The sequence below is a fragment of the Mesorhizobium sp. SEMIA396 genome (assembly GCF_024518615.1).
GTDB lineage: Bacteria > Pseudomonadota > Alphaproteobacteria > Rhizobiales > Rhizobiaceae > Mesorhizobium.
Genome location: NZ_JANIFC010000009.1, coordinates 158568 through 171235 on the forward strand (window position 1 = coordinate 158568; position 12668 = coordinate 171235).

The 12668-nt window shown below is 63.2% G+C and carries 10 protein-coding genes; 6 read left to right on the plus strand and 4 right to left on the minus strand.

Annotated features, from left to right (window positions below; all coding sequences use genetic code 11):
- Positions 1 to 5 precede the first annotated feature (5 nt).
- Both NP503_RS21810 and NP503_RS21815 read right to left on the minus strand, forming a co-directional pair.
- Positions 6 to 1178, minus strand: coding sequence for an MFS transporter (locus NP503_RS21810; protein ID WP_127268231.1), 1173 nt, complete (start codon positions 1176 to 1178; stop codon positions 6 to 8).
- 163 nt (positions 1179 to 1341) lie between these two features.
- On the minus strand, positions 1342 to 2517 hold the full coding sequence (locus NP503_RS21815) for an MFS transporter (RefSeq protein WP_127268230.1): 1176 nt from the start codon (positions 2515 to 2517) through the stop codon (positions 1342 to 1344).
- A gap of 253 nt (positions 2518 to 2770) precedes the next feature.
- On the opposite strand from NP503_RS21815, the gene NP503_RS21820 reads away from it, so the two are divergent.
- From NP503_RS21820 to NP503_RS21835, 4 genes are all read left to right on the plus strand, one after another.
- The gene (locus tag NP503_RS21820; RefSeq protein ID WP_127271459.1) at positions 2771 to 4348 is read left to right on the plus strand and encodes a trimethylamine methyltransferase family protein; all 1578 of its coding nucleotides are present in this window, start codon (positions 2771 to 2773) and stop codon (positions 4346 to 4348) included.
- Between the two features lie 138 nt (positions 4349 to 4486).
- A complete protein-coding gene (locus tag NP503_RS21825) occupies positions 4487 to 4972 on the plus strand; it encodes an endonuclease domain-containing protein (RefSeq protein ID WP_127271897.1) in 486 nt (161 codons plus the stop codon).
- Positions 4969 to 7539 carry an FAD-dependent oxidoreductase gene (locus NP503_RS21830; RefSeq protein WP_127272734.1) on the plus strand — a complete coding sequence of 857 codons (2571 nt, stop codon included), beginning with the start codon at positions 4969 to 4971 and terminating at the stop codon, positions 7537 to 7539. Before NP503_RS21825 ends, NP503_RS21830 begins: the two co-directional genes overlap by 4 nt.
- A gap of 9 nt (positions 7540 to 7548) precedes the next feature.
- Positions 7549 to 8904 (plus strand): Xaa-Pro peptidase family protein, encoded by a 1356-nt coding sequence (locus tag NP503_RS21835; RefSeq protein WP_127267832.1) that lies wholly within the window; start codon positions 7549 to 7551, stop codon positions 8902 to 8904.
- On the opposite strand, the gene NP503_RS21840 is transcribed toward NP503_RS21835, so the two are convergent.
- Complete coding sequence (locus NP503_RS21840) at positions 8869 to 9696, minus strand: phosphate/phosphite/phosphonate ABC transporter substrate-binding protein (RefSeq protein WP_127267833.1); 828 nt, start codon at positions 9694 to 9696, stop codon at positions 8869 to 8871. The genes NP503_RS21835 and NP503_RS21840 overlap by 36 nt on opposite strands.
- Before the next feature lie 92 nt (positions 9697 to 9788).
- A complete protein-coding gene (locus tag NP503_RS21845) occupies positions 9789 to 10799 on the minus strand; it encodes a fatty acid desaturase (protein WP_164748999.1) in 1011 nt (336 codons plus the stop codon).
- 229 nt (positions 10800 to 11028) lie between these two features.
- On the opposite strand from NP503_RS21845, the gene NP503_RS21850 reads away from it, so the two are divergent.
- Positions 11029 to 11886, plus strand: coding sequence for a helix-turn-helix domain-containing protein (locus NP503_RS21850; RefSeq protein WP_127267834.1), 858 nt, complete (start codon positions 11029 to 11031; stop codon positions 11884 to 11886).
- Positions 11887 to 11978: 92 nt separating this feature from the next.
- Positions 11979 to 12581 (plus strand): DUF1989 domain-containing protein, encoded by a 603-nt coding sequence (locus NP503_RS21855; protein ID WP_127267835.1) that lies wholly within the window; start codon positions 11979 to 11981, stop codon positions 12579 to 12581.
- Positions 12582 to 12668: the final 87 nt, after the last annotated feature.

Below are 12668 nucleotides of genomic sequence, written 5' to 3' on the forward strand. Positions count from 1 at the left end.
TATGCTCAGCGCACAATTGAGGCTTTCCGCCCACCAGCGAGGCTAGCAATAGCCAGCGCCAGGCACAGCAGCCCAAGCGTGATCGGCAGCCCGCCGGCACCCAGAATATCCATGGCGCCGCCCGCCAGCGGCGGCACGGCGATACCGCCGACGCCCCACATCAAGGAAAAGGCCGCATTGCCGGCAACCAGTGCGGAGCCGGTGAAGCGTTCGCCGAGCTCGATGATCGACATCGTGTAGATGCCGTAGGAAACCGCACCCCAGACAAAGATCATTGGCCAGATCAGCGGCGACTCGATGAGAAGCGGAAGCAGGACGCAGCCGAGCACCGTGATCGCGACGCAGGCAAGCCGCACCAGGCGCGCGGAAAGCCTTTCCGCCAGCAGGCCTAGCGGCACCTGCATGGCGATATTGCCGGCAATCATCACCGACAGCAGCGCCGACATGCGGGTTTCGGTAATGCCGTGATGGGTGCCATAGACAGGCAGCAGCGCCAGCGCGCCCTGTTCGAAACCGGCGGCGACTATGACGGCAAACAAAAGCAGCCACGCCAGCGGCACGAAACCCAGGACGGAAACTTGATGCCCGGCCTCGTCGACCTTGGGCAAGCGCGGCAGCACCAAGCCCAGGCAGATGCCGCACAGCACGAAGGCGGAGATGCCGACGAGGAAGGGCGGCCAGCCCTCAGTGCCGACTGCAAGCAGGCATAGCGGCCCGGCCGCGAAACCGGCCGAGATGATCGTCGAATAGACACCCATGACGCGCCCTCGCCGCGCCGGCGGCGCCAGCGCGATGACCCAGATCTCGCTCAGCACATAGAGCGGGTTGGTCACCACACCGATCAGGAAGCGCAGGGGAAACCACAGATAGACATTCTGCGTCCAGCCGATCAGCGCCAGCACGACAGCCGAAAGCGCCGCACAGGTAAGCGCTGTGCGCCCTGCCCCGAACCGGCGGGCCAGCGCCGGGATCAATGGCGACGACAGGATGAAACCAATCGGCGTCATGGCCGCCGACAGGCCGATCATCGCTGGCGAAACGCCCTGGCGCTGCAGGATGAAACTCAGCAGCGGATAGGACAACCCTTGCGCGATGGCGAACACCGAGACGGTCGCGATCACACCGGTGATCGCCGCCCACTGCATCGTCTCGTCCTTGTTCGATTCAACCAAATTCATTGTGCGCACCGCTATCGAGGCTGCAGGATTAGCGATTGAGCAACGTGGTGGTAAGCCCCTGGGAGGCGAAAACCGCTTGCTCCAGACAATGCCTGTCAGGAGGTTGGGCCTGTCAGGAAGTTGGGCCTGTCAGGAAGTTGGGCCGGTCAGGAGGTTGGGCTCGTCAGGAAGCTCGGCGCACGGACGACCGATACAGCGCGAACATCACCAGCACCGCGTCGAGGCCGGCGATCACGACCGGCAGCCCGAGCGGGCCGATGCCTTGCATGAGCACGCCGGCACCGGGTGGGCCGACGATGCCACCGACGCCCCACATCAGTGCAAAGGCAGCGTTGCCGGCGACCAGCACAGAGCCCTTGAACCGGCTGCCGAGTTCGACCAATGCCATGGTGTAGACGCCGTAACCGACCGCGCCCATCACCAGCAGCACGACCCAGATCAACGGCGTTGTGATCAGCAAAGGCAGCAAAAGCGCGCAAACGGTTGTTGCCAGCGCGCAGACGATGATCATGGCGCGGCCGCCAAAACGCTCCGCCAGAAGGCCGAGTGGTATCTGCAGCAGGATGTTGCCGAGGGAAAGCGCCATCACCAGCGAGGCCAGAACGGCTTCCGCCAAGCCGTAGCTGGCGCCGAAGACCGGGACCAGCGCATAGGTGCTCTGCTGGACCGCCGCCGAGACAAGCACGGCAAGCAGCAGCGCCGGCGCCACCTTGGCAAAGCCGACAAGGCCGCTGGCAGGCTGGTCGTCATCCTCGAAACCGGTCAGCTTAGACGAGACCGCGTGCAGGATCACCGCGCAGAGCGCGAAACCGGCGACGCCGACCATGAAGGGCGCCCAGCCCGACGTACCGAGCAGGGTCAGCGCGAATGGTCCGGCGGCGTAGCCGGCGCCCATTAGCGTGTTGAACACGCCCATCACCCTGCCGCGCCGCGATGGCGGCGCCAGCGACAGTGCCCACACCTCGCCGAGGATGTAGAGCGGGTTGATGACGACGCCGATGATGAAGCGGATGACGAACCAGGCCACCCAGTCCTGCAGATAGCCGATACCCAGGAAGCAGAGCGCGCCGATCAGCGAGCAGCCGACCGCCAGGTTGCGTGCACCGACAAGCCGCACAGCCGCGGGCACGAAAGAAGCCGAAAGGATCAGCCCGAGCGGCATCATCGCCGCCGACAAGCCGATCAGCGCTGGCGACATGCCTTGTTTCTGCATCAGCAGCGTGAACAGCGGCGAACTCAACCCCTGCGCCGCGCCGAACATCGCAAGTGCCGCGGTGACGCCGGCAAGCGCTGCCCACTGCGTTCCTGCTTCGCCTTCGTTCGAGCCGGTCGCAACCATGCTGCCATCCATGTGAATTGCTGGCCATCCGGCCGGCAAGCCCGAGTAGCTATCGGTTCGATCCAGGCAAAGGAAGGGCCGCCCGGCGAAATCCGCTTGCGCCAACGAGGCGGCGGGATCAGGCCGATGTCGTGGCCGCGCAACTGCCGTTCCGGCATGTCGCTTCCCTCGCCCTAGTGGTCGCCGCCTCCGCAATGGCTGGACAGCCGCCGGTCCATTATGCCGCCCGCTATCGCATCCTACGAGGACCATCATGACCGCCGCCCTACAACCCTTGGAACCGGCATTGGCCACCGACCGCGCCCGTCGCGGTGGCCGCGCCGGAAAGCGCGCCGGCGGCTCGGCCGCGTTCGAGCAGCCGGCTTTCCGCCAGCTGAAAAACCCGCTGACGCCGACCAGGCTGGTCTCCGACGACGAGCTGGAATCGATCCACCTCGCCTCCCTGCGCGTGCTCAGGGAAATCGGCGTCGATGTGCTGCATGACGAAGCCCGCAGCATCATGAAGGCGCATGGCGCCGATGTGCGCGACGGCAGCGAGCGGGTGCGCTTCGACAGCGACATGATCCTCGAACTGGTGTCGCACTGCCCGTCGGAGTTCACCATCCATGCCCGCAATCCGGCGCACAATGTGCGCTTTGGCGGCAACAATGTGATCATCTCGATGATGGCGTCGGCGCCCAATTGCTCCGACATCGATCGCGGCCGCCGGCCCGGCAACCAGCAGGACTACCGCAATTTCTTAAAGCTCGCGCAGATGCACAACATCCTGAACTGCACGGGCGGCTACCCGGTCGAGCCGACCGATATCCATCCGTCCGTCCGCCACCTCGAATGCATCCGCGATCTCAGCGTGCTCACCGACAAGGTGTTCCACATCTATTCGCTCGGCAAGGAACGCAATGTCGACGGCATCGAGATCGCCAGGATCGCGCGCGGCATCAGCCACGAGCAGATGCTGGAAGAGCCGTCCGTCTTCACCATCATCAACACGAATTCGCCGCTCAAGCTCGACGTGCCGATGATGGAAGGCATCATCCAGATGTCGAGCAAGGGCCAGGTCGTCGTCGTGACGCCGTTCACCCTGTCGGGCGCCATGGCGCCTGTCACCATCGCCGGCGCACTGGTGCAGCAGAACGCCGAGGCGCTTGCCGGCCTCGCCTTCGCCCAGATGGTGCGCAAGGGCGCACCCGTCGGCTATGGCGGCTTCACCTCCAATGTCGACATGAAGTCCGGTTCGCCGGCGTTCGGCACGCCGGAATACATGAAGGCGCAGCTCGTCGGCGGCCAGCTTGCCCGCCGCTACAACATTCCCTACCGCACCTCCAACACCTGCGCCGCCAACACGGTCGACGCGCAGGCGGCTTATGAAAGCGTGTTCTCGCTGTGGGGCGCCATCCAGGGCGGCGGCAATCTGATGATGCATGCCGCCGGCTGGCTCGAAGGCGGCCTGCGCTGCTCCTACGAGAAGACCATCCTGGACATCGACCTGCTGCAGATGGTGGCCGAATTCCTGACCCCCCTCGATCTTTCCGACGAGGCACTCGGCTTCGACGCCATCCAGTCGGTCGGTCCCGGCGGCCATTTCTTCGGCACCCAGCACACGCAGGACCGCTACAAGACCGCCTTCTACTCGCCGATCCTGTCCGACTGGCGCAATTACGAGACCTGGGCGGAAGCCGGCTCGCCGACGGCGCTCGAAAAGGCCAACAAGGTCTGGAAGGAGCGGCTGGCGTCCTATGAGGAGCCTTACATGGACCCGGCCATCCGCGAGGAACTCAACGCCTTCGTCGCCAAGCGCCGGTCCGAAGGCGGCGCGCCGACCGATTTTTGATCGGCAGTGCTGTTGATGAACGGTCGACCCCCACTCCGTCGAGCTGTGCTCGACACCTCTCCCCCGATCGACGGGGGAGAGGAAAGGCGCGAACTTATGCAGGCTGGCTCCCTTCCTCTCCCTCCGGAGGGGGGAGAGGTGGCTCGGCGAAGCCGAGACGGAGTGGGGGAAGCCCGCCCCGCAACACGCAGCCGCCGCAAAACGGGCATCACCCAGCGAGCCCGAAAACTCAGGCAAGGTGACAACCAGGCCGAAGCGCTGCTTTGGCTTGAGTTAAAAGCCCGCAAACTTGGCGGCTACAAGTTCACGCGACAGTTCTCTATCGGACCATACTACGCAGACTTCGCTTGCCGCGAAAAATGGCTCGTCGTGGAAGTCGACGGACATCAACACGCCGACTGTTCCTATGACCGCCGCCGCGACGATTTCATGCATGCCCAGGGCTATTCGATCCTGCGTGTTTGGAGCCATGAAGTCTTGAAGCATCGTACTTCGGTTTGTGAAACCATCCTCGCCGCGCTCGATGGCAGGCTAGCCGAGAACATCACGGCACCCGACCTCCGCTTTGTCTTCACGCCTCACTCACCCGATTCAATCTCTTCAAAAACGGACCTATCTAGATGAAATCTCACGTAAAAGCGGTTGTTATCGGCGGCGGCGTCGTCGGCTGCTCGGTTCTCTACCACCTGGCCAAGGCCGGCTGGACCGACATCATGCTGATCGAGCGCTCGGAGCTCACCTCCGGCTCGTCCTGGCACGCCGCGGGCGGCTTCCACACGCTGAACGGCGACCCCAACGTCGCCAAGCTGCAGGCCTATACGGTGCAGCTCTACAAGGAGATCGAGGAAATATCCGGCCAGTCCTGCTCCCTGCACCTGACCGGCGGCGTGATGATGGCCGACACGCCCGAGCGCATGGACTTCCTGCGGCTGGCCCACGCCAAGGGCCGCTATCTCGGCATGGACACAGAGCTGATCACCCCTTCCGAAGCCAAGGCGATGTTCCCGCTGATGGACGAGACCAACTTCGTCGGCGCCATGTGGGACCCGGTCGAAGGCCATCTCGATCCGTCGGGCACCACCATCGCCTATTCCAAGGCGGCGAAAAAACTCGGCGCCGAGATCGTGCTGCGCAATCGCGTTGTGGAACTGACACAGGAGGTCGACGGCACCTGGAACGTCGTCACCGAACAGGGCACGGTGAAGGCCGAGCATGTCGTCAATTGCGGCGGCCTGTGGGCGCGCGAGATCGGCCGCATGGTCGGCGTCGAACTGCCGGTGCTGGCCATGGAGCACATGTATCTGCTGACCGAGCCGATGCCGGAGGTCGAGGAATTCAACAAGTCTACCGGCCGCGAAATGATCGGCGTGCTCGACTTCAAGGGCGAGATCTACACCCGCCAGGAACGCAACGGCATCCTGCTCGGCACCTATGAGAAGGCCTGCAAGCCGTGGTCGCCGGTCAACACGCCGTGGGATTTCGGCCATGAATTGTTGCCGCCGGACCTCGATCGCATCGCCCCGTCGCTGGAAATCGGCTTCAAGCATTTCCCCGGCATCGAGAAAGCCGGCATCAAGCAGATCATCAACGGCCCCTTCACCTTCGCGCTCGACGGCAACCCGCTGGTCGGCCCGGTCCAGGGCCTGACCAATTTCTGGTGCGCCTGCGCCGTCATGGCCGGCTTCAGCCAGGGCGGCGGTGTCGGCCTCGCGCTGTCGAACTGGATGGTGCATGGCGATCCCGGCTTCGACGTCTGGGGCATGGATGTCACCCGCTTCGGCGAATGGGCAGGCCTGCGCTACACCAACGCCAAGGTGCGCGAAAACTATTCGCGCCGCTTCTCCATCCGCTTCCCCAATGAGGAACTGCCGGCGGCACGCCCGGCGCAGACGACACCGCTCTACGACACGATGCTGGCCAACAATGCCGTCATGGGCGACAGCTGGGGACTTGAAACGCCGCTCTGGTTCGCACCGAAAGGCAAGGAACCCAGGGATATCGTCTCCTTCCACCGCTCCAACGATTTTGGGCCGATCGGTGAGGAAGTGCGCGCCACGCGTGAGCGTGTCGGTGTCACCGAGATCGCCAATTTTGCCAAATACGAAGTCTCGGGACCCGCAGCCGAGGATTTCCTCAACCGGCTGATGACCAACCGCATGCCGAAGACCCGCCGTATCGTGCTGACGCCGATGCTCAACGAATTCGGCAAGCTGATTGGCGACTTCACCATCGCCAAGGCGGCAGAAGACCGCTTCATGATCTGGGGTTCCTCGGCGGCGCAGAAATACCACATGCGCTGGTTCGAGAAGCATCTACCGAAGGACGGAACGGTGCGCATCCACCGCTTCGACCAGACGCTGGTCGGCCTGTCGATCGCAGGGCCGAAGTCACGTGACTTGCTGCAGAAATTGGTCGATGTCGATGTCTCGACAAAAGCCTTCCGCTTCATGGATTTCCGCGAGATGGCGGTTGGCGGGGCGCCTTGCATGGTCAACCGCATCACCTACACCGGCGACCTCGGCTATGAAATCTGGATGGCACCGGCCTACGAGCGCCTGGTTTACAAAGCGATCAAGGACGCCGGCGAGGAATTCGGCCTTGTCGATTTCGGCATGCGCGCGCTGCTCTCCATGCGCCTCGAAAAGAATTTTCCGACCTGGTTCCGCGAGTTGCGGCCGATCTATGGACCGTTCGAAGGCGCGATGGACCGCTTCATCAAGCTCGAGAAGAACGACTTCATCGGCCGCGAGGCCGCTGCCAAGGAACAGGCCGAGGGGCCAAAGCTGCGCCGCGTCTCCTTCATCGTCGATGCCACCGACGCCGATGTCATGGGCGATGAGCCGATCTGGGCCAAGGTCAGCAAGGACTATGGCACGGTTGAAAAGCCGCATGGCTATGGCGCGCCCCGCTTCGACGAGGGCGGCAAGGAAATACGTGGCTCCAAGGCTACCGAAGGCGCTTCCGCCGTGCGGGGTATCGTCGACGGTGACTGGCGCGTGGTCGGCTGGGTCACGTCGGGCGGCTATGCGCATTATGTGCAGAAGTCGATGGCGCAGGGCTACGTCCCCGCAGCGCTTGCCGAGGACGAAAGTGCCGGGCTGTTCGAGATCGAGATCCTCGGTCACCGGCGCCCGGCCCGCATCAATGTCGAAGCGCCCTTCGATCCGAGCGGCGAGAAGATGCGGACCTGAGTTTCGACCATGGACAACGCGGGGCCGAAGGGCAGCTTTGGCCGGCATCGCAAAATCATGCCGTTCGAAGCCGATTCGATCGAAGCCTTGCGCGACGCCTCCCGCCAGAAGGCGGCTTCGCTCAACCAGCATGTGCTGGGCTACGGTGCGCAGGCCGAGGCTGAATGGGCCGCGGCAGGCATTGCCGCGCCCGATCTGGCGGCGATGCGCCAATACCGGCTGGAGCGCATCCGCGCCGAGCTGAGGCGCCGCGGCTATGCCGGCGCCGTGCTCTACGATCCCGTCAACATCCGCTACGCCACAGACAGCACCAACATGCAGCTATGGGTGGCGCACAACCCGACGCGGCATTGCTTTGTCGCCGCGGAGGGGCCGGTGGTGCTGTTCGACTATTTCTCCTGCGAGCATTTGTCCGATCATTCCGGCGTCGTCGACGAAGTGCGACCGGCAGTGTCGTGGATGTATCTCTATGGCGGTGAGTTGACCGAGCAAAAGGTCCGCCGCTGGGCCGCAGGAATAGCCGATCTGGTGAAAGAGCATGGCGGCGGCAACAGCCGCATCGCCGTCGACCATATCAATCCGGAAGGCGTCGAGGAGCTGGCTCGCCTCGGCATTTCCATCGGCAATGGCGAAGCGTTGATGGAGAACGCGCGGCTGATCAAATCACCCGACGAGATCCTCGCCATGCGCCGCGCGATCGTCGCCTGCGAGGCGGCGATGGGCGAGATGGAACAAGCGCTGAAGCCGGGGATTTCCGAAAACGAATTGTGGGCGGAACTGCACCGCGGCAACATCGCGCGCGGCGGCGAATGGATCGAGACGCGACTGCTGACGTCAGGCCCGCGCACCAATCCGTGGTTCCAGGAATGCTCGTCGCGCAAGATCGAGGCTGGCGATCTCGTCGCCTTCGACACCGACCTGATCGGCCCCTACGGCTTCTGCGCCGACCTGTCGCGCACATGGCTGTGCGGCGATGGAAAGCCGACCAGCGAACAGCGCGACCTGTTCCGCATCGCTGCCGACCAGATCGGGCACAACGCGGCACTGATGCAGCCAGGCATCTCGTTTCGCGACCTCGTCGAACGCTCGGCGGTGCCGCCCGGCGACTGCTTCCCGACGCGCTACGGCGTGCTCTATCACGGCGTCGGCCTGGCCGATGAATACCCGACCTTGCCGCATGCCAGCGACTGGACATCGGACACTCCGGACGGCGTGCTGGAACCGGGCATGGTGCTGTGCGTGGAAAGCTATATCGGCAGGCTTGGCGGGCGCGAAGGCGTCAAGATCGAGGAACAGATACTGATCACCGAGACGGGCAACGAACAGCTCTCAACCTACCCGTTGGATAAGAGACTGCTCGGCTAGCCCGGCAATGGCCTCGCGCAACGCCCCAACCGTCTTTTCCGGTGTCCCTGCGGCGGTGATGTAGGGCAGGCCTTTGCGCCGTCCGGTCCAGCCAACGACCGCCACCTTTTTCGCCGCCGGCTCGAAGCGTTGCGCCAGCGCCCAACTCTCGCAGTCGATGGCCGCTATATCGGCCTTGCCCTCTGCAATTGCGACGATCGAGGAACGGTGCCCACCGCTTTCGCTGCGCGAGGCAAAGAGGTCAAGGCTCTCGCCCATCGCCTCCAGGTCGCGCGTCAAACCGAGGAACCCCGACATCGAATCGAGGCTGTTGAAGGTGAAGCGCTTGCCGCGGATCCGATCGAGTGGGATCAGCGGGCTGCCGTCATTGGGCGAGGCAACCGACGGCGCGCCATCCGCCAGCATGACGATGGCGCTGGAATAGAGCTCGCCCTGCCCGCCTTCGTAGGCGTCGTAGCTTGGCTGGGCAACCACCTGCACATGCCTGGACAGGCCGAGTTCCATCGGCCCCCAGCAGGTCTGCGCGAACAGCAGCGCCGGGTGCAGCCACAGTCTGTGAAAATCGAGTTCGTCCGGCGGCAATGTCACTGGATCGGATGCGATCAATGCACCGGCAGCATCACGAATACCGCCCGGCACCGGCGGCAGGTCTCCATTGCGCCGCACGATGGTTTGCGGTGCGTCGATACCCTTTTGCCGAAACGCGTCGCGCAACAGCGCCCATTGCGCGTCGACCTCGCCGCGTATTTCGGGCCAGTCATACATCGGCAACGCCGCAACCAATTCACTCATGCCGGATATCAAATCATCATGTCTGGAAAAATGATCGCAAAAACGCGGCGCCCAATCAGAATTGGCCGACACGGATTCCGGGTAGACCGGAATTATTCCTTCGGCGGCTCTGCGGGAACCGGCGCACTGCCGAGTCCGCTGATGCTGCGCGCCCTGATGCGCGGCTTGAAGGCCCTGCCCGGCTCGGCTTGACGCCGCAGCACCGGGTGCACGATCGGCTCCTTCGCCTTGAACGCATAGGCTTTGATCAGCGCGAAATAGTTGGGATAGGCATAGCCATTGTTCATCCGCAGCCATTCCTCACGGCGATCGCGAAACAGCTTGGGCAGCTTGTACCAGGCCACGGTCGGGGTCTTGTGATGGACGAAGTGCAAATTGTTGTTGAGGAACAGGAACGACAGCGGCGAGCGCTCGACGATCACCGTGCGGCCTTCCGGATGTTCCGACCATTGATGCTCGGCGAAAGTACGGATCGAGATCAGCGACTGGCCGAGCCAGACCGGCACCAGAATGTAAAGCCACAGCGGGATGCCGAAGCCGAACTGCACGATCGGCATCACGACGGCAAGGCCGATCGCATGCAGCAGCCAGGCCTTGCGGATCGCCTTGTCACCGGCGATCACGTGCTTGGCATCGTCGATGAAGAAGCCGACGCAGGACAGCCACGGGCCAAGCACGAAGCGGCCGGCCATGGTGTTGTTGATCTTGAGTAGGAATTTCATCGTCGGCGGCAGTTCGTCGTGCTGCCAGAGCGCCTGATAATAGCTTTCCGGATCGTCCAGCGGATCGGTCAGCCGCTCGTCGGCGTGGTGGCGCAGATGGATGGTCTTGAAGCGGCGGAACGGCCAGACCAGACCGATCGGCAGGAACACGAAGGCTTCATTGACCCGCGCGTTGCGTGTCGGATGACCGTGCAGCACTTCGTGCATGATCGACGATTGCAGTGCGGCGGTCAAAGCCAGGAGGGCGAGCGCCAGTATGGGGTAAGATGGCCAGAGCAGGAAACCGGTGGCGAGCCAAGTTGCGTAGCAGAAGAAGGCGAGTACCACGGTCGGCCACTCTATGGCCGGTGCGCTGTGTCGCCTGATGCTCTTGCTCGTCATGCTATCGACCACTGCCCCTCAGTCGCCGGAGCCCCAATTGGCTCCTGACAACATTGTGTCAGGAGAAGTGATTCCACTCAACGAGACAAAGTACACAAACTGTTGCGATTGCGCATTTTTGACCGCACATGTTACACATTGTAAACAGGCTTAGGGATTCATTTACGCCTGAGGTGCGCTCGGAAGCGATTCGGCGCAAATTTTTCCTCAATCGAGGTGGAGCACGCACATGGACAAGCGCGACCTGTCGACGATCTTCCGCGAGCGCCTGAAAACACTCTTGACACGCTCCGACCTCAACCAGTCGGCCTTCGCGACCGCGGTCGGCATCGACCGTTCGGCGCTGTCGCAGCTGCTGTCGGGCGCCTCGACGCGCCTGCCCCGAGCGGAAACGCTGCTCAACATCGCCGCCGAGTTCAAGGTGTCGCTCGATTGGCTTCTCGGCCTCAGCCAGGACGAGGGTCTCACCGGCGAAATCCGCGAGAGCCTGGAGATAGAAGAGGCACCGGACGGCTTCGACCGCACGCTGCTGGCCAAATGGCATGCCGAGGCGGCCGGCACCAAGATCCGCTACGTACCGGCCGGCATTCCCGACCTTCTGCGCACCGAAGCATTGGTCGACTACGAAGCCGGCATCACCAACAAGAGCCGCCTCGCCCAGGCCGGCGAAACGCAATACCGCATCGACTACAACAGGCGGCCGGAAACCGACATGGAAGTCTGCATGCCTCGCCATACGCTGGAGATTTTCGCCCGCGGCCTGGGTGTCTGGGATCGTTTCCCGGAAGCCGACCGCCGCGCCCAATTGCTGCACATGGCGACGCTGCTCGACGACCTCTACCCCACCTTCCGGCTGTTTCTCTATGACGGGCGGATTCGCTATTCCATCCCCTACACCATCTTCGGTCCCTATCGCGCCGCCATTTATGTCGGCGACATGTATCTGGTGCTCAACGCCACCCAGCCGATCCAGACGCTGATCCAGCATTTTGACAATCTGATCCGCGCCGCCGACATCAACGCGCACGAGGCGTCCGGCTTCGCGCACAGGCTGGCCGGCATGTCGTTCCCAACAGGCACTGTCTGATCTCTGGCAATCATGGTCTGATCTCTGGCAATCATGGTCCTCTGGTGGAGCCTCGTCCCGGCCACGCCATTTCCATTTTTGAAGGACAGCTCATGCCCGATCCGCGCCGCATCGTCGTTCCACCCCAGTCGGGCCGCGCCATCCGCGTCTCACAAGGCGACCTCATCCGCATCATCGATCCCAAAGGACAGCAGGTTTCCGATCTCTGGGCTTTCAGCACCGACCCGACGGTCGACTGGCTGAGCACCTCGCAGACCCGTGACATCACCGAGCGGCTTTTTCCCGCAATCGGCGACAGTTTCTTCAGTGCCGCCGCCAAGCCGATGCTGACGCTGGTCGAAGATGGCTCGCCGGGTCCGCACGACATGCTTTACCCCGCTTGCGACAGCGCGCTTTATGAGCGCGCCGGATTTCCCAATCATCCGAACTGCCGGGACAATCTGATGCAGGCGCTGGCCACAGAGGGCATATCGCTGCCTTTCGCCCCCGATCCGGTCGATCTCTTTCAGAACTCCTTGCCGGAACCCGACGGTCGGCTGGTGGTTTCCGCGTCGATCAACCCGCCGGGCGGCTATGTGACGTTGCGCGCCGAACAGGACCTCCTGCTGGTGGTCACCGCTTGCTCGGTCGACCATCACCCGACCAATGGCGGCATCTGCACCGAGATCCACGTCGAGATCACCCCCGGATCGTGAGGAAAGGGCACCATCTGGCCGAGCGGTCGCGGCAAAATCATTGACTACACATAAAGACTTCTTTATATCATTATTCGAATTCGAAAC